The organism is Paraburkholderia mimosarum LMG 23256 = NBRC 106338 (assembly GCF_000739815.1).
GTDB classification, from domain to species: Bacteria; Pseudomonadota; Gammaproteobacteria; order Burkholderiales; family Burkholderiaceae; genus Paraburkholderia; species Paraburkholderia mimosarum.
Genome location: NZ_BBJJ01000005.1, coordinates 170163 through 186989, shown reverse-complemented (window position 1 = coordinate 186989; position 16827 = coordinate 170163). Strand labels below are relative to the sequence as shown.

The window sequence follows — 16827 nt, the reverse complement described above, 5'->3', positions numbered from 1 at the left end:
GCGCGATGACCCGGCGATGAACGCATCGCCAGTTGCTTCCGGATGCAGCACCGACAACGACGTATAACCAAGGAGACACGCATGATCGGCAAGACCTTCAGACCACGGACCCTGCTCGTTGCCGCAATGCTGGCGGCGGGCGCGCTTGCAGGCACATTCGCGGGTGCCGCGCAGGCCGGCACGCTCACCATGAACATCGCCTACAAGGGCGCGAGCCAGCGCGCCGTTTGGGAACAGGTCGTCGACGAGTTCAAGAAAGCGCACCCGGGCACCGACGTGAAGGTGTCGTTCGTCGATGAAGAAGCGTACAAGGTGCAGCTGCCGAACTGGCTCACGACCGCGCCGCCCGACATCGTGAACTGGCACGACGGCGAGCGCATGGCCTACTACGCCAAGCGCGGCCTGTTCGAAGACCTTTCGGACGACTGGAAGAAGAACAACTGGGACAGCATGTATGCCTCGACGAAGGAGGCCTCGTCGTTCCAGGGCAAGCAGTACGCCGCGCCTACGGTCTACTACTCGTGGGGCATGTTCTATCGCAAGGATCTGTTCGACAAGGCGGGCATCAAGAGCGAGCCCAAGACGTGGAATGAATTCCTCGACGCTGCCAAGAAGCTCAAGGCCGCGGGCATCACGCCGATCGCGGTCGCGGGGCGCGACGCATGGACGCTCGCCGGGTGGTTCGACTATCTCGACTTGCGCCTGAACGGCAACGCGTTCCACCAGAAGCTCATGGCGGGCGAAGTGCCCTACACCGATCCGCGCGTGAAGAAGGTGTACGTCACGTGGAAGCAACTGCTCGACGACGGCGACTTCATTCCCAATTCGCTGTCCTACGATCTCGATGCTGCCCAGCCCTTCCTGTTCCAGGGCAAGGCCGCGATGATGCTGATGGGCACCTTCATCACGGGCGGTTTCAGCCCGACGGTCAAGCAGCAAATGGGCTACTTCCAGTTCCCGATCATCGATCCGAACGTGCCGACCGCCGAAGATGGCCCGGTCGAATCGCTGCATATTCCGGGGAAGGCGAAGAACAAGGCCGATGCGCATGTGTTCCTGGCGTTTACGCAAACGCCGGAGATCGGCTCGCAACTCGCGAAGGGACTCGGTTCGCTTTCGGCCAACAGCAAGTCGCCGGAGCCCGAAGATCCGATTTCGAAGATCGGTTTCCAGATTCTTTCGAATACGAAGGGCGGCATCGCGCAGTTCTATGATCGCGACATGACGAAGGAGATGGCCGACGAAGGCATGAAGGGCATGCAGCAGTTCGTGGCCGATCCGACCAGGCTCGACGCGATTCTCGCGCAGCTCGAGCAGACGCGTCAGCGCATCTACAAGAAGTAAGCAGTTCGAAGGGATGCGGGCGGTGCGTACTTGCGCCGCCTGCTGTGGAGTCGACAAGCTTTGCATGGGACCAGAGTAAGCGCTGAAGCGCCAACTCTGGATCGACAGGAGGTTTTGCCGTGAGACAGGCAGTGACTCACTCCGTTGCGCAGCGCGTGGACGGCGCCGCGCCGCCGGGCGAAGCGAGCGGCGCCGTACCGCGCGCAAGCGGACGTGGCATACAACCGCGCCGCCGGGTCTCGCCCACGGCGCGCCGCCAGCGCCGCGCCGCGTGTCTTTTTCTCGCGCCCGCATGCATCATGTTCGCGGTCTACGTGATCTGGCCGATCCTCTCCACGCTGCGCCTCTCGCTCTACAACTGGGACGGCATGAGCGAAGCGAGCTTCATCGGCCTTGCGAACTATATCGAGCTGTTCCAGTCGCCCACGTTCTACACGGCGCTCAAGAACAACGTGATCTGGCTCGTGCTGTTCCTGCTCGCGCCGCCAATGGGTCTTGCGATCGCGCTGTACCTGAACCAGGCCGTGGGCGGCATCCGCATCGTGAAGTCGCTGTTTTTCGCGCCGTTCGTGCTTTCCGGCGTGGTGGTCGGCCTCATCTATTCGTGGTTCTACGACCCCACGTTCGGCCTGCTCGCGATCATCGTGGGGCACGGCATCCCCGTGCTTGGCGACGCGCGCTATGCCACGCCCGGCATCATCTTCGCGGCGCTGTGGCCGCAAACCGCGTACTGCATGATCCTCTATCTCACGGGCCTGACCACGCTCAACAGCGAGCAGATCGAAGCCGCGCGCATGGAAGGCGCGAAGGGCTGGACCATGCTGTGGCACGTGATCCTGCCACAACTGCGCCCCGTGACGTTCATGGCCGTGGTGGTCACGGTGATCGGCGCGCTGCGCAGCTTCGACCTCATCTCCGTGATGACGGGCGGCGGCCCGTTCGAAAGCTCCACGGTGCTCGCGTACTACATGTACGACCAGGCGATCAAGTATTACCGGCTCGGCTATTCCGCCGCGATTGCCGTCGTGCTGTTCGCGATCATGCTGCTCTATATCGTCTATCACCTGCGCCGCCTGTTGCGCAGCGAGCACTGAACCCGCTACGAGGAGCCGCCTATGTTCCCGATTCCGATCGACAAATGGAAGCCCGCGCCGCGCCGCCTGTACAAGCTCTCGCTGCCGGTGGCGCTGGTGATCTGGCTGCTGCCGCTCATTGCCGTGCTGGTGACCTCGGTGCGCTCCACCGAAGAGCTCAGCGAAGGCAACTACTGGGGCTGGCCGAGGCACTTCGCGATGGTCGAAAACTATCGCGACGCGCTCACGACTTCGCCCATGCTCCATTATTTCTGGAACAGCGTGCAGATCACGCTGCCCGCCGTGGCCGGGGCCATCGCGCTGGCGGCGCTGGCGGGCTACGCGCTCGCGATCTACCGCTTTCCGGGCAATGCGGCGCTGTTCGCGACTTTCGTCGCAGGCAACTTCGTGCCGATCCAGGTGCTGATGATTCCGGTGCGCGATCTCACACTCAGGCTCGGGCTCTACAACACCGTGGGCGGGCTGATCCTCTTTCATCTTTCGTTTCAGACCGGTTTTTGCGCGCTGTTCCTGCGCAACTTCATCAAGCAGTTGCCGTACGAACTCGTCGAAGCCGCGCGCATCGAGGGCGCGAACGAGTGGACCGTGTTCGTGCGCATCGTGCTGCCGCTCATTCGACCCGCACTTGCCGCGCTCGCCATTCTCGTGTTCACGTTCGTGTGGAACGATTACTTCTGGGCGCTGTGCCTGACCCAGGGCGACGACGCCGCACCGATCACCGTGGGCGTGGCCGCGCTCAAGGGGCAGTGGACGACGGCATGGAACCTCGTCTCCGCGGGTTCGGTCCTGGCCGCCCTGCCTTCGGTGATGATGTTCTTCGCGATGCAGAAGCACTTTGTGGCGGGCCTCACGTTCGGCGCGACCAAGGGCTGAGCGAGCGACGGGCGGGGCGGTTTGACTTCGGCGCGGCGCTACGGTCCAATCTGAGCCGGTAACGACGCACGCAAGGAACGCCCCATGCAACAGAATGAATCTGCCCCCGCGCCTGGGCACTCCGCTTCGGCCGCGCAACTGCCCGCGGCGATCGTGCGCGAATTCGACGGCGACCACCTCGAAGCGCGCACGACCGCTGCGGTCCGTCTTTCGACCGTGAGCGAGGACGGCTGGCCGCACGCCGCGCAACTGAGCGCGGGCGAAATCCTGGCCGTGAACGCCGCTACGCTGCTCATCGCGGTCTGGCCGCAGTCGAACACCACCCGCAACCTCGCGCGCGACGGCCGCCTCACGCTCTCGCTCGCGCATGACGGCGCGCTGCTGGAAATCCGCGCGCGGGCGCATGCGGTGTCGCAGCCGCAGACGGCGCCCGAACTGAGCGTGTTTCGCGTGGAAATCGAATCCGTCACCGAGCATCGCGCGAAGTATGCCGAAGTGCTGAGCGGCGTGACGTTCCGGCTCTACGAGCCCGAGCGCGTGCTGGCGCGCTGGCGCGAGCAGATCGCAATGCTGCGCGCGCTCGCGTGAGTTGGCAGCAAGGCCGCTGAAAGCCTTCGTGATGTTGTCATCGTCGATGTGCTAGCGTGTTTGGGCGCGCGCCTGGTGCGGCCCCCTACACCGGGAGCCTCGCGCGAAGCGGGCGCCAACCGCAAACGCCCACGTCAACTCAAACGCAACGACGATGCAGACCACGGTACTCACAGACTGGCAGCAGTTCATGGCGCTGACGACGCAGCTGGACGGCTGGGCCTTTCGCGGCCAGCTGAACGCGCAGTGGCACCTCGAAAGCTCGCTCACGCGCTATATGCGCGACTACGTGGGCGACCGGCTGCAGTGGCGGCAGCGCGAGGAGCGCGCCATTCGCGTATTTCGCCGCAAGGCGCACAACTTTCTCGCGCATCCGGAACTGCTCAAGGACGACGTGCGCTGTCTCGCGCTCATGCAGCACCATGGCGCCCCCACGCGGCTGCTCGATTTCACCAAGAGCCCGTTCGTCGCGGCCTTTTTCGCGCTGGAGCGCGCAACCGGCGACGCCGCCGTCTACGCACTGAACACGCCCGCGCTCTGGAACAATCGCGCGCTGCCGAAGCACAATCCCACGCTCACGCGCGACGTGATCGACCCGCGTGTGCACGACAACTTCGAACGCTACTTCTTTAGCAACACGAACGAAATTCTCTGGTCGGGTGAGCCTACGGAGATGGACGACCGTCTCGTCGCGCAATCGGGCACCTTCGTCGTGCCGGGCGTGATCGACAAGCCTCTGCAGGCGATTCTCGAAGGCTACGAGAGCCACGAGGAACTGCTGCACAAAATCGTGCTGCCCGCGCGCATCCGCATGGATGCGATGAAGTGGCTCTATCGCATGAACATCACGAATGCGTCGCTGTTTCCTGGGCTCGACGGGCTTGCGCGATCCATCGCCGTGGAACTGGAAATCGTGTGGTCGGGCATGATGGCGCCGGTTGCGGGCTCATCGAACTGAGCAGCCCGCATCGGCGTTTTATGGCGTTTCGGCGCGAGGCAGATTGAGGCCGGGCGCGAGCCGCGTCGCCTTGAATTCCGTAACCGCATAGGTGGCGAGCCCTTGCTGCGCGAAGGGATCGGCGGCGAGCAGCGCGTCGAGCCGCTCGCGCGGCATGTGCGAGGCGATGATGATGCCGCCGTCACGCGGCATTTTCGGGCCGGCGGCGATGAAGTTGCCGGCTTCGAACTGCGCGTCGAGATACGCGCGATGAGCGGGCAGGGCGTCGTCGATGCGTTCGAGCGTAGCCGTATAGGTCAGCGAGACGATGTACATGAGCGTTTCGAGGTGAGGAAGTCAAACCGGGCAAAGGGCTCCATGTTACCGCGCGAAGCCGGAAAGCGCCGCATGCTGGAGTAGCATGATCGTCTTGCCGTCCACGATCTCGCCGCGCTCGATCATGCTCAGCGCTTCGTCGAGCGGCACTTCCACCACTTCCAGATCCTCGCCTTCTTCCTCCACGCCGCCGCCCGCGCCGGGCCGCTCGGCGGGATCGTATTCGCCCAGGTAGAAGTACAGCTTTTCCGTCACGGAGCCCGGGCTCATATACGCCTCGAACACCTTGCGCAACTTGCGCACGCGATAGCCGGTCTCTTCCTCGACTTCCGCGCGAATGCGCTCGTCGGGCGCGGCGTCGTCGAGCAGGCCGCCCGGCGTCTCGATCATCATGCCGTCGTGTCCGTTGACGAACGTCGGCATGCGAAATTGCCGCGTGAGCACGACGTTGCCGCTTTTCGGGTCGTGCAGCAGGATGGTCGCGCCGTTGCCGCGGTCGTAGGTTTCCCGGCTCTGGCGTTGCCACGTGCCGTTGCTGCGCAGGAAGTCGAACGTCACCTTCCTGAGTACATACCAGTCGTCGGACAGCACGGCGGTTTCGATCATTCGCACGCGGTCTCGGGTCGCAGTCATTTCGTTCCTCCTTCGACGTCCGGTATTCATGGTATCGTGCATTTTCGTGCAAAATCAAGAAAATTCGTGCAGACACCCACGCCACGCCCCATGCTCACAGACCAGAGAAAGAAAGCCATCCTCGACGCGCTCAAGCGCGACGGCCAGGTGCTAGCCGGCGAACTCAGCGCAACGTTCGGCGTTTCGGAAGACACGGTGCGGCGCGATTTGCGGGAACTCGCTGCGGAAGGCCTGCTTCAGCGCGTGCATGGCGGCGCGCTGCCGGCTTCGCCGGCGGTGGCGCCCATTGCCCAGCGCCGCGGGATGGAGGTGGCTGCCAAGCGGCGCATCGCGCAAAAGGCGGCGGACATGATCGCGCCGGGGCAAGTGGTGATCGTCGACGGCGGGACGACTTCTGCGCTTCTGGTCGAGTGCCTGCCCGCCGATTTGCAGGCGACCATCGTGACGCATAGCCCCGGCATCGCGGTCGCGCTGGCCGAACATCCGGCCATCGAGGTCGTGCTGATCGGCGGCAAGCTGTACAAGCATTCGGTGGTCACGGTCGGCGCGGCGGCCGTGGAGGCGATCGCGCATATCCACGCGGACCTTTACTTCATGGGCGTGACCGGCGTGCATGCACAAGCAGGGCTCAGCACCGGCGACTTCGAGGAATCCTATGTGAAACGTGCGCTCGCGGCGCGTGCCGCGGAAACGGTCGTGCTGGCCTCGGCCGCCAAGCTCAACGCGGCGTCGCCGTACTGCATCGGTCCCATCGGCATGGCGCAGACCGTGGTGGTCGAGCGCTCGACGGACGCGAAGCTGACCGAGCCGATCGAGGCGGCGGGTGTGACGGTAGTGCGTGCATGAACGCGCGTCGTGAACGGCGTGCATTGCCGCCTGCGGACAAAACGCGTGCCCCAGCGAAATTCCGCCGCAGCCCGCCCTAAAGAATTTCCGCACGCAACCGATATCGTAGTTGTCGAGTCGAGGATTTCCGTCACCGGAGTGGCCCATGAGCGACACGCAGAACTCTCTGCCGCATTCCGAATTCGATACCCGTGTCTTGCCGCCAGACCAGCAATTTTCTGCGTGGCGCGACGCGGTGAGCGTCATTTTCGATACGCAGACCGCCGACTCGCGCGACGCCGGCTTCGAGACCAGCGTGAGCGGCTACCTGGTCGGCGACGTGGTGCTGGGTTCGATTCAGACGGGCGCGCAGCGTTACGATCGCTCGAATGCGAAGATCGGACGCGACGGCCACGATCAATACGTTTTGCAGTTCTACCTAAGCGGCCATTGCCGCGTGCGCGACGGCGGTTCTGAATCGTGCACGCAGCCGGGCGACATGTTTATCGTGGATGCCGCCCAGCCGCTGGCGACCCAAACCACGCGCAGCGAATTTCTGAACCTGGCGGTGCCGCGGCGTTTGCTCGCGCCGCTGCTGAAAGCGCCCGACCAGCAGAGCATGCGCGTCATTCGCGGCAACGATCCCACGGTCGCACTGCTGCGCGAGCATTTGGGCGCGCTGTATCGCCACGCCCCGCAGATGACGCTCGCGAACGCCCAGGCGGTCATGCCCGCCACGCTTCAGCTTGCCGCCTCCGTGCTGAACGCGAGCGTGAGCCCCGAGCACGTGCCTGCGGTTCAGCAGTGTGCATTCGTGTCGATTTGCCGTTATGTGGAGAAGCGCCTGAGCGACCCGCAATTGAGCGTGGAGCAGGTCGCGCGTGCGTTCGACATCTCGCGCGCCACGCTCTACCGGCTCTTCGAGCAGGAGGGCGGTTTCGCGACCTACGTGCGCGAGCGGCGCCTGCGGCGCTGCCGAGAAATGCTCGCAGACCCGGCGCGCCGGAACCTGTCGATTGCCGACATCGCGGCCACCTATGGTTTCGCCGACGCCGCGAACTTCGCACGCGCGTTCCGCCGCTCGATCGGCCTTTCGCCGCGCGCCGTGCGCATGCTGGCGATGAACGGCGCCGCGCAGGGCGGCGAGACCGCCAGCGACGACTGGCGCTACTGGATGGCGTTGATGCGTTAGCGCAAGTAACGGGGTTCCTGCAATCGACGTGTGAGACAAAACAACAACTTTTTGAGACATAGCGACAGATTACGTTGTCGCGCACGTCATTTCATTGCCCCGTAACAGGTCACCTGCAAAGATGCAAACGCATGCCGGATCCAGGCTTACGGGGAAATCATGAAAAAGAACCTGAGAAAGGCGCGCCAAGGCGGCCTCTACTATTACGAATCGGTGTATGCGCTCGAACTCGCTCGCGGCGCGTCGCATATCGCCAGCATGCTTTCCGCAGCGACTCAGGAAGCCGGCGTGCAGGAAGTGCTTCAAGAGTTCGCTGTTACGCACGGCACCGCCGCGCTGGACCCGTTTTGCTGTCTGCTGGCCGAACGGCTCGAAAAGCGCGGTTGCGCGGCAGGCGCAAAAAAGGCCAGTGACTTCGATACGTCCGGCCTCGCGCGTGAGTTGACGCGCGCGGGCCTCAGGGAAACGCTGTATGAATGGCCGGTATGGGCAGGCGCAAAGTCGGCGTGAGGGATGCGGCCCATGGCGGGGCACGCTTTCCCGCCTTCATGGCGTGTCCCCGCTGTCAGCGCCAACGGAGGCGGCCGGTTGCCGGCGCCTCGAATGCGGTCAGTGCGCGAGCCGGAACGCCCCCACGGCATCGCGCAGCGAATCGGCCTGCTCGCTGAGCGCCATGGCGGCCGCGGCCGCTTCTTCCACCAGTGCGGCGTTCTGCTGCGACACCTGATCCATCTGCGAAACGGCGAGATTCACCTGTTCGATGCCGTCGCGCTGTTCTTCCGAAGCGTTTGCGATCTCGCGCACGATGGTCGTCACCCGTCCGATCGACTCGCCGATCTCTTTCATCGTCTCGCCCGCCGAGCGCACGTACTGCGAGCCCGACGAAACGTGCTCGACCGATTCCGCAATCAGCGTCTTGATCTCTTTCGCGGCAGCGGCGGAGCGCTGCGCGAGCGAGCGCACTTCGCTCGCGACCACGGCGAAGCCGCGGCCTTGTTCGCCCGCACGCGCGGCTTCCACGGCGGCATTGAGCGCGAGAATGTTGGTCTGAAAAGCAATGCCCTCGATGATGCCGGTGATATCCGCGATTTTCTGCGAGCTGCCGTCGATGCGTTCCATCGTCTGCACCGCATTGCTCACGACCTGCGCGCCGCGATCGGCGACTTCCTGCGCGCTGTTGGCGAGCGTCTGCGCGGTGCGTGCGTTCTCGGCGTTCTGCTTGACCGTGGCCGTGAGCTGCTCCATGCTCGCGGCCGTTTGCTCGAGCGAGGCGGCCTGCTCTTCGGTGCGCTGCGAAAGGTCGTCGTTGCCGGCGGCAATCTGGCGCGTCGCCGTGGCGATGGATTCGGAGCTGTGTGTGACCTTGCGCACCGTTTGCGCGAGCGCATCCTGCATCGCCTTGAGGCTGGTCACCAGGCGGCCCATTTCGTCGCTGGAACGCGCCTGGAGCTGCGCGGTGAGGTCGCCGCCCGCAATGCGCTGCAGCGCGCCCTGCACGTAATCGAGCGGCGCGGCAATGGCGCGGTGCAGGCCCACGGCGCACACACCCGCCACCGCGAGGCCGAGCACGATCAGCGCGATACTGCCCGCACGCAGCCACGAATAGCGCTCCTGCGCGCGGTCGAACGCCTGCTCGCCGTGCGCCTTCTGCCATGCTTCGAGCGCAGTCGAAGCCTTGGTCAGCGCGACCGAGAGCGGCGGAATGCGCTTCATCGCGATGTCGTCCTCGCCCTGGCGATCGCCTTGCCTGATCGCGGCCATGAGCGGCTGGATGCCTTGCTCCAGCATGCCGGTGAGGGCGGCCTGCACGCCGTCGGCGAGCGCCTGTTCCTCCGGGGCGTGGGGCAGCGAGCGGTAGACTTCCCATGCGGTATTCGAGGTGGCGAGATAGTTTTGCGCTTTCTCGAGCAACGGCTGTACATCGGGCGCGTCGGGATGCAGGAGGATGCGGTCGAGCGTCGTGCGCGCGATCGTGAGATGCAGGTTCGCCTTGCCGATGTTGATGGCGGCGGCGAGCTGGTTCGAATACGCGTAGCCGAGCGCGGTATTGGTGCGCGACATGCCCGCAAGGCCGGAGACGCCGGCTGCCACGATCAGCAAGGCCAGAATCCCGACCGCGATGCGCAGACGGACAGAGATAGAGAGTCGTGCAAACACGAAAAGGCTCCAGAAACTCGAGGGGCAACGTTGCAGGACAAGTTGAAGGGCTTTACGCGCCACGCGGCAAAGCACTGAACACGTTTACGGCGCGCCGCGAGAGAACTGAAGGCGGGGCGGGGGTGTCCCGCAATCGAGGCCTACCCTGACATGCGGGGCGACGCGTGAACGGCAAGACGCCCGGAATCGCGGGGCGGCTTGGGCGCATTGGCCGAGTGTCAGCGCGCCGTGATAGCGAAAAAATGATTCGGATTCCTGCGCAACGCGGCAGTATTCATCGACGCGGTGGCCGAGGTCGGCGTCAACTGCGGCCCGAATGCCCGAAGCGCTTGAGCGCGAGCACACACAGCGTCGGCAGGTGTACGAGGCCCATGCCGCAGGCGATCACCGCCCATGGCGGCGCAATCGTTCCCGAGAGCATTGCGCTGACGATGCCGAAGCCGAGACCGGAGAGCAATAGCACGGCGTGGGCGACGATCCGCTTGGGGCCTCGGGCCGTGAAGCGCGGAATATTCGCGTGAACATAGACCACGATCAGTAAGGCGATGGTGGCGACTGCGGGAAACAGCATGTACGAGTCCTCGAATCCAGTGACGATGACGGAAGCCGGGCTTCTCTGGCGAGCGCCCCTCGCCGGGCGCCCCTCGCCGGGCGCCCCTGGCCGGGCGCTATCAACGTCTTCGACTGTAGTGGAGGATCGTCCTCGCGTCGATGGCTGCCGGTTCGGGCAGGCCAATGTTGTCTAGCACCAAACGACGCTATCGTACGCAACGGTGCGACGGTAAACGTTCTTCCCGCGCCAGCTGGAAAACTCCATATACGCGCATTCCAGCACCAGTATCCAGTTCGTCACCCGCATCACTGCCCCCGTGTTCCGCAGTTGCCCTTTTTGACAGCTGAACCAGTCTATGCCTCGCAGGCCACGGCCAATGGCGCGAGCAGGGTGCGATATCGCGTTCAGTTCGCCGCATTGGTGTAACGGCTGCTGCGTGGCGCGTGCACGAAAGCTAACGTGGAGCGCGAGGCCGCGACGGCGTTGCCCATTGCGCGTGCGGTGAGTCGAGTGTCCTTTCGCCGGGCGGCGCCATCGCTGGCGCTCAAAGGCGTGACTGTCCGCGATCCAGATTCAAATCGGTGTCAGATCATAAGATGGGTGTTGATGCCTGGATACGCGGTTCGGCCACTGGCGGATCGCGGCCGGTACGTTACGCTCTGCGCGAACACAGCACGGAGAAGCACAGGCCGGGCGCTCGCCCGGCCCAGCGACCGGCCCCGAACGCCAGCCTGTCGTTCTTGCTGGTCGCGGCAACGCGCGTCAGTGACGCGGCGTCACGGGTTCGACCTCTGCCCAGTACGGCTCGGCGCCGTAATACTCGTGCAGCGTCCTGCCCCAACTCGCGTCGGCCATGGAGGGCCAGCTGTCGCGGTCGAAACCGGGCGCTTCCTTCACGCGCTCGGACGACACATTGAGCAGGAAACACTTGCGGCTCGTGTCGAGCATGAGCGCGCCCCAGGGAATGGCGAGCAGCTTGTCCCCGATGCCGAGAAAGCCGCCGCTGGACATCACCACATAGGCCACCCTGCCGCTCTGCACGTCGAGCATGATTTCCTTGATCCTGCCGACTTCCTGGCCGTCCGAGCTGAGTACGCGGTCGCTATCGAGCGTGCTGGCCGCCATCACGTCGGGGCCCGGCCCCGCGGCGCTCACGCGGCCCTTGCCGATGATGCGCGCACCATTGCGCGTCGGCATGGGGGGAGGGGTGAAAGTGGGCATGATGGTCTCCTTATGGAATATGGAGGGAACAGCGCGTTGAGTCAGGCCAGACTCCCGACGATTCCCATGTCAGCCGGAAGGCGATGCCGCAGCGGTTCTGGCCGCCTCCGGCCAAATGCAGCAAGCCGCGTACCGCAAATTGCCGATGCGTGCCGGCGTACATCGGCGAAGCGTTGTTTCAAGCGCGAGGGCTCGTCGATGCGTCGGATTCGGCATGCCACGCCGATGCCACCCGAATGCTAAACATGTAGTTCGGATCGCGAATCGATTGGGCGCGCGACCGTTCCCCCTGGAGCGCGTGAGAGCCGCGCATACAGCACGCGCGCAAATGCCGGCACGGGCGATGATTGGCGAAGCCCATCGTTTACCGAACGTTCGTGCATTGAATTGTTGTTCCGGCTCGCGTGAAATCCTGTTTCAGAAGCCTTGCGCGCAGCGCCAGCTCGGCACATCTGCGAACTTCAGTTTTTGCGTGGCGCAGCCGTAAACCCCGGTGAGGCGCGCCGGTGCGGGAAGCGCCACGCAACGTATCCGCCCTCGCGATGCCTACACCATGATCACAGCTCCGCTTCCTCTGGACGAGGACGTGCGCCTTCGGGCGCTCCGGCAACTCGACATACTCGATACCGACCCCGAAGACGCCTTCGACCGCATCTCGCGGCTCGCTGCCTTTGCGTTCGGCGTGCCGATCGTGCTGATCTCGCTCGTGGACGAAGACCGCCAGTGGTTCAAGTCCCATTACGGACTGGCCGCCTGCGAAACGCCGCGCAGCGTGTCGTTCTGCGCCCACGCCGTCCTGAGCAAGCGCATGCTCGTGGTCGAGGACGCGCTCGAAGACGAGCGCTTTTTCGACAATCCGCTCGTCACGTGCGCACCGAACATCCGCTTCTACGCGGGCTCGCCGCTGCGCCTGCCCGATGCCCAGGTGGTCGGCACGCTGTGTCTCATCGACTCGATGCCGCGTAGCTTCGACGCGCGCGAGGCCGCCATGCTGGCAGACTTCGCGCAGCTCGTCGAGCGCGAGCTGGAGTTGCGTCAGCAACTGGTCCGCTCACGCACGGCCCACGAACGCGATCGCCGCTCGCTTGCCATCAGCGAGGCGCGCTTTCGGACCGTGTTCGAGCAAACGCCGATCGGCAAGGCCGTGGTCGATCTCGACGGCCGCTTTCTCGACGTGAACCAGAAGTTCACGGAAATCATCGGCTACGAGGAGATCGAGCTGCGCCGGCGCACCTTCGCCTCGATCACGCACCCGGCCGATGTCGCCGCCGATCTCGTTCAGGTGGCCGAACTGCTCGCGGGCCGCCAGGCCACGTATGCGATGGAAAAGCGCTACCTGCGGCCCGACGGCCGGACAGTGTGGGTCAACCTCGCGGTGTCGCTCGTGCGCGACGTGTCGGGCACCCCGCTGCATTTCATCGCGGCGGTGCAGGACATCACGAGCCGCAAGAAGAGCGAGGAGGCGCTGCGCAACTATCACATCGAACTCGAAGTGCGCGTGCGCGAACGCACGGCGGAACTGCGGCGCAGCCGCGACGCGCTGCAGATCATCACCGACAATCTGCCCGCGCTGGTTGCCGTGGTCGATCGCGATCTCCGCTACCAGTTCAACAACGAGACGTACAGGCGCGTGTTCGATACGGACCCCGCCGCATTGCGCGGGCGCAGCCTGAGCGAGACGCTGCCCCCCGACGTGTTCGAGCGGTTGCAGCCATTCTTCGCGCGCGCACTGAGCGGCGAACGCGTGACTTGCGACGAGGTGCGGTATCGGGCCGACGTCGACCAGGTGTGGTCGGTCACCTACATTCCGGTGCGGCGCGACGGCCAGGTGACGGGTTTCTACGTCATGGCGCATGACGTCACCGAGCAGCACCGCACCGAGCGGCGCCTGCGCGAGCGGGCGCTGGTCGACCCGCTCACCGGGCTCGCGAACCGGCGCGCGCTGCAGGACGCGCTGCGCGAGTTGCGCGCGAGCGGTGAGCCGTTCGCGCTCTTTTTCATGGATATGGACGGCTTCAAGGCGGTCAACGACCGCTACGGCCACGACGTGGGCGACAGCTTGCTCAAGGAGATCGGGCGCAGGCTCGTCGCGACGGTGCGCTCGGGCGACGTGGTGAGCCGCCTGGGTGGCGATGAGTTCGTCGTGGCGAGCCGAGGCGTGATGGACGCACGCACCGGCGAACGCATCGCGGCGGCCATTTGCCGCGAAGTGTCCAAGGCGTTCGTCGTCGGGGGGCGCGTGATCGAGACCAGCGCGAGCGTCGGTGTGGTGCTGACCGGCGCCGGAGGGGCGGCGGGCGTCGTGGACGCCGCCAGCGCGGTGCTGGCGGCCGAGGCCGAGGAAAGGACAGAAGTCCAGGCGGAAGCCCAGGCAGAGACCCAGACCGAGCCCCGGACGCGGGCCGACGACGCGCTGTGTCTTGCCGATGCCGCGATGTACGAGGCGAAACGCGCGGGGCGCAATACCTGGCGGATGGCGGCGAACGCGAAGGTGATCGCGCGAGTGGGGGCGTGACGTCGCACGCGGCGTTTTTATGTGACCAATCGGATTGCCGCTAGCGCTAAGCGGGCGGCAAGGGGGCAGCGATATCGCGGTAAGGATCGTTGATCCCTCCCAGGTTGTGCAACTAACCGCCTACCCCGCCACGCGCTGCGCAACGGACCGGCGACGATGCCGCCAGTCCGCAGTCCAGTTGGGCAATGCTCATCCCGTGAGATTTTCTTCGAGCCGCTGAAACACGCGCTGCGTCGCGCCGCGCGCCTGGAGAGCGAACAGCAGCAGCGAACGGCCCGTCACCTGGTACATGTCACCCGCTTCGAATTCGGGCAACTCGTCGCGCACGGGCATGTTCGTATCGATGAGGCAGCTCCACTGATCGTGGCCGGGCACGGAAGGCAGCGTGAATTCCACCACGTCGTGATACGCGTTGAGCACGATGAGCATGGTCGCGTCCGAAGCGAGACGCATGATGCCGCTCGTTTGCGAGCGCCCATCGATCAGCATGCCGAAGCAACGCATCGCGGGATCGTCCCATTGCCCGGTCTCGAGCGGCACGCCCGCGGGAGAGAGCCATTCGACGTCGGTCACGTCGAGCGTGGCGTTGTGCTCGCCGATGAGAAAGCGGTTGCGCCGCAATACCGGCAGCGCATGGCGCAGAGCCGTGAGCTTGCGCACGAAGTCGGCGAGCGCGCGGCCGGCGTCGTCGATGCCCGCCCAGTCCACCCAGCTCACCTCGTTGTCCTGACAGTACGCGTTGTTGTTGCCCAACTGCGTGCGGCCGAACTCGTCGCCGGCGAGCAGCATCGGCGTACCTTGCGAGAGCAGCAGCGTCGCGAGGAAGTTACGCTTCTGGCGCTCGCGCAGCGCGCGGATTTCGGGGTCGTCGGTCGGGCCTTCCGCACCGCAATTCCACGAAAGGTTGTCGCCGTGGCCGTCGCGGTTGTCTTCGCCGTTGGCTTCGTTGTGGCGCTCGTTGTACGAAACGAGGTCGTTCAGCGTGAAGCCATCGTGCGCGGTGACGAAGTTCACGCTCGCCCACGGCCGGCGTCCGCGCCGGTTGAAACTGTCGCCCGAGGCGCACAGGCGCGTGGCGAGGTCGGCTGCCTTGCCTTCGTCGCCTTTCCACCAGGCGCGCGTGGTGTCGCGAAAGCGGTCGTTCCATTCGGCCCATCCTGGCGGAAAGCGGCCCACCTGGTAGCCGCCCGGGCCGCAGTCCCATGGCTCGGCAATCAGCTTCACGCTTGCGAGTATCGGGTCCTGGCGGCAGCTGTCGAGAAAGCCGCCGCCCTCGTCGAAGCCGTAGGGCTCGCGGCCGAGGATCGTCGCGAGGTCGAAGCGAAAGCCATCCACGCCCATTTCGAGCACCCAGTAGCGCAGGCTGTCGGTGACCATCTGCAGCACGCGCGGGTGCGAGAGATTGAGCGTGTTGCCGGTGCCCGTGTCGTTGATGTAGTAGCGCCTTTCGTCTGGCAATCTGTAGTACGAAGCATTGTCGATGCCGCGAAACGAGAGCGTCGGGCCCAGCTCACTGCCCTCGGCCGTGTGATTGTAGACGACGTCGAGTATCACTTCGAGCCCGGCCTGGTGGAAGCGGTCCACCATGTTCTTGAATTCGTCGATCGAGCCGTACGCGCCCACCGAATAGCGCGGGTCCGGCGCGAAGAAGCCGATCGTGTTGTAGCCCCAGTAGTTCGTGAGGCCCCGTTCGAGCAGATGCGAATCGTTCACGAAGGTATGCACCGGCATCAGTTCGACGGTCGTGACGCCGAGCCCGCGGATGTATTCCAGCACCGGCGTTTGCGCAAGGCCCGCGAACGTGCCGCGCTCCTCGTGCGACACCTCGGGGTGGCGGATCGTGTAGCCGCGCACATGCGTTTCGTAGAGAATGGTGCGCTCTCGCGGCACGCGCTCGCGCAGCGGGTGATGCCAGGTGAAGCCCTGATCGACCACGCGGCAGCGCGGCACGTAGCGCGCGCTGTCGCGTGTGTCGAACGAGAGGTCGGCATCCGGGCTGCCGATCGTGTAGCCGAACACGGCCGGGTGCCAGCGCAGCGTGCCCACGTGCGCCTTCGCATAAGGGTCGAGCAGCAGCTTGTGTGGATTGAAGCGATGGCCGGCGTGCGGCTCGTAGGGCCCATGCACGCGATACCCGTAGATCGCGCCCGGTTCGAGGTCCGGGAGGTACACGTGCCATACCTCGTCGGTGTATTCGGGCAGCGCGATGCGTTCGAGTTCGCGCCGCCCTGTTTTGTCGAAGAGGCACAGTTCGACTTTCGATGCGTTCGCGGAGAAGAGCGCGAAGTTGACGCCGCGGCCGTTCCAGGTGGCGCCAAGCGGAAAAGGCTGTCCTTCTACGATGCGGGTGGCGGTTTTCTTCGTCATGGGCTCGTAAATTTCGGGCGCGGTGGCGCGCGTGTGCATTGCGGTTGCGCGGGGGCTTACATCAAGCAAGCAGCGTTCCCGCGCGTTCCCGATACCGCGAGCGTCACGGGCGCAACAACGTAGCATACGCCCCAGCCCTTGCTGCACCGCATTCAAGGTTTGCCGATTTTCGATAACGCACCGATTAATGAC

At 64.9% G+C, this 16827-nt stretch carries 15 protein-coding genes; 9 read left to right on the top strand and 6 right to left on the bottom strand.

Features of this window, described 5'->3' with window-relative positions; genetic code table 11:
* Positions 1-81 precede the first annotated feature (81 nt).
* From BMI01S_RS05980 to BMI01S_RS05960, 5 genes are all read left to right on the top strand, one after another.
* The gene (locus tag BMI01S_RS05980) at positions 82-1344 is read left to right on the top strand and encodes an ABC transporter substrate-binding protein (protein ID WP_028211289.1); all 1263 of its coding nucleotides are present in this window, start codon (positions 82-84) and stop codon (positions 1342-1344) included.
* 131 nt (positions 1345-1475) lie between these two features.
* On the top strand, positions 1476-2438 hold the full coding sequence (locus BMI01S_RS05975; protein ID WP_028230214.1) for a carbohydrate ABC transporter permease: 963 nt from the start codon (positions 1476-1478) through the stop codon (positions 2436-2438).
* Positions 2439-2459: 21 nt separating this feature from the next.
* Entirely contained in the window at positions 2460-3311 is an 852-nt protein-coding gene (locus tag BMI01S_RS05970) for a carbohydrate ABC transporter permease (RefSeq protein WP_028230215.1), read from the top strand.
* An 84-nt stretch (positions 3312-3395) separates the two neighbouring features.
* On the top strand, positions 3396-3899 hold the full coding sequence (locus tag BMI01S_RS05965) for a pyridoxamine 5'-phosphate oxidase family protein (RefSeq protein WP_051381306.1): 504 nt from the start codon (positions 3396-3398) through the stop codon (positions 3897-3899).
* Positions 3900-4053: 154 nt separating this feature from the next.
* Complete coding sequence (locus BMI01S_RS05960; RefSeq protein ID WP_028230217.1) at positions 4054-4857, top strand: FRG domain-containing protein; 804 nt, start codon at positions 4054-4056, stop codon at positions 4855-4857.
* 18 nt (positions 4858-4875) lie between these two features.
* On the opposite strand, the gene BMI01S_RS05955 is transcribed toward BMI01S_RS05960, so the two are convergent.
* Both BMI01S_RS05955 and BMI01S_RS05950 read right to left on the bottom strand, forming a co-directional pair.
* Entirely contained in the window at positions 4876-5172 is a 297-nt protein-coding gene (locus BMI01S_RS05955; RefSeq protein WP_028230218.1) for a YciI family protein, read from the bottom strand.
* A 45-nt stretch (positions 5173-5217) separates the two neighbouring features.
* A complete protein-coding gene (locus BMI01S_RS05950) occupies positions 5218-5805 on the bottom strand; it encodes an NUDIX domain-containing protein (RefSeq protein ID WP_028230219.1) in 588 nt (195 codons plus the stop codon).
* A 90-nt stretch (positions 5806-5895) separates the two neighbouring features.
* Between BMI01S_RS05950 and BMI01S_RS05945 the strand changes: the two genes are divergently transcribed.
* The 3 genes from BMI01S_RS05945 (at position 5896) to BMI01S_RS42390 (ending at position 8332) form a co-directional block, all read left to right on the top strand.
* Positions 5896-6651, top strand: coding sequence for a DeoR/GlpR family DNA-binding transcription regulator (locus BMI01S_RS05945; RefSeq protein WP_028211295.1), 756 nt, complete (start codon positions 5896-5898; stop codon positions 6649-6651).
* A gap of 145 nt (positions 6652-6796) precedes the next feature.
* Positions 6797-7822: an AraC-like ligand-binding domain-containing protein gene (locus BMI01S_RS05940; protein WP_028211296.1), complete on the top strand. Its 1026-nt coding sequence runs from the start codon at positions 6797-6799 to the stop codon at positions 7820-7822.
* Between the two features lie 159 nt (positions 7823-7981).
* A complete protein-coding gene (locus BMI01S_RS42390) occupies positions 7982-8332 on the top strand; it encodes a hypothetical protein (protein ID WP_063619581.1) in 351 nt (116 codons plus the stop codon).
* A gap of 99 nt (positions 8333-8431) precedes the next feature.
* Here BMI01S_RS42390 and BMI01S_RS05930 read toward each other — a convergent pair whose 3' ends face one another.
* The 3 genes from BMI01S_RS05930 to BMI01S_RS05920 all read right to left on the bottom strand — a co-directional run bounded on the left by BMI01S_RS05930 (position 8432) and on the right by BMI01S_RS05920 (position 11753).
* Positions 8432-9979 (bottom strand): methyl-accepting chemotaxis protein, encoded by a 1548-nt coding sequence (locus BMI01S_RS05930; RefSeq protein WP_028230220.1) that lies wholly within the window; start codon positions 9977-9979, stop codon positions 8432-8434.
* A gap of 301 nt (positions 9980-10280) precedes the next feature.
* On the bottom strand, positions 10281-10550 hold the full coding sequence (locus BMI01S_RS05925; protein ID WP_028211298.1) for a hypothetical protein: 270 nt from the start codon (positions 10548-10550) through the stop codon (positions 10281-10283).
* A 744-nt stretch (positions 10551-11294) separates the two neighbouring features.
* Complete coding sequence (locus tag BMI01S_RS05920) at positions 11295-11753, bottom strand: PRC-barrel domain-containing protein (protein WP_244145290.1); 459 nt, start codon at positions 11751-11753, stop codon at positions 11295-11297.
* A gap of 553 nt (positions 11754-12306) precedes the next feature.
* Between BMI01S_RS05920 and BMI01S_RS05915 the strand changes: the two genes are divergently transcribed.
* Positions 12307-14268, top strand: a complete 1962-nt coding sequence (locus tag BMI01S_RS05915) for a PAS domain S-box protein (RefSeq protein ID WP_042288585.1) — start codon at positions 12307-12309, stop codon at positions 14266-14268.
* 189 nt (positions 14269-14457) lie between these two features.
* Here BMI01S_RS05915 and glgX read toward each other — a convergent pair whose 3' ends face one another.
* Entirely contained in the window at positions 14458-16635 is a 2178-nt protein-coding gene (glgX, locus tag BMI01S_RS05910; protein WP_028211299.1) for a glycogen debranching protein GlgX, read from the bottom strand.
* Between the last annotated feature and the right edge of the window lie 192 nt (positions 16636-16827).

What these genes read in the sequence shown, in the direction of transcription:
- BMI01S_RS05965 (WP_051381306.1), top strand. Translation starts at nt 3,396, where the DNA reads ATGCAACAGAATGAATCTGCCCCCGCGCCTGGGCACTCCGCTTCGGCC.
- BMI01S_RS05970 (WP_028230215.1), top strand. Translation starts at nt 2,460, where the DNA reads ATGTTCCCGATTCCGATCGACAAATGGAAGCCCGCGCCGCGCCGCCTG.
- glgX (WP_028211299.1), bottom strand. Translation starts at nt 16,635, where the DNA reads ATGACGAAGAAAACCGCCACCCGCATCGTAGAAGGACAGCCTTTTCCG.
- BMI01S_RS05960 (WP_028230217.1), top strand. Translation starts at nt 4,054, where the DNA reads ATGCAGACCACGGTACTCACAGACTGGCAGCAGTTCATGGCGCTGACG.
- BMI01S_RS05955 (WP_028230218.1), bottom strand. Translation starts at nt 5,172, where the DNA reads ATGTACATCGTCTCGCTGACCTATACGGCTACGCTCGAACGCATCGAC.
- BMI01S_RS05925 (WP_028211298.1), bottom strand. Translation starts at nt 10,550, where the DNA reads ATGCTGTTTCCCGCAGTCGCCACCATCGCCTTACTGATCGTGGTCTAT.
- BMI01S_RS05945 (WP_028211295.1), top strand. Translation starts at nt 5,896, where the DNA reads ATGCTCACAGACCAGAGAAAGAAAGCCATCCTCGACGCGCTCAAGCGC.
- BMI01S_RS05940 (WP_028211296.1), top strand. Translation starts at nt 6,797, where the DNA reads ATGAGCGACACGCAGAACTCTCTGCCGCATTCCGAATTCGATACCCGT.
- BMI01S_RS05920 (WP_244145290.1), bottom strand. Translation starts at nt 11,753, where the DNA reads ATGCCCACTTTCACCCCTCCCCCCATGCCGACGCGCAATGGTGCGCGC.
- BMI01S_RS05915 (WP_042288585.1), top strand. Translation starts at nt 12,307, where the DNA reads ATGATCACAGCTCCGCTTCCTCTGGACGAGGACGTGCGCCTTCGGGCG.
- BMI01S_RS05950 (WP_028230219.1), bottom strand. Translation starts at nt 5,805, where the DNA reads ATGACTGCGACCCGAGACCGCGTGCGAATGATCGAAACCGCCGTGCTG.
- BMI01S_RS42390 (WP_063619581.1), top strand. Translation starts at nt 7,982, where the DNA reads ATGAAAAAGAACCTGAGAAAGGCGCGCCAAGGCGGCCTCTACTATTAC.
- BMI01S_RS05980 (WP_028211289.1), top strand. Translation starts at nt 82, where the DNA reads ATGATCGGCAAGACCTTCAGACCACGGACCCTGCTCGTTGCCGCAATG.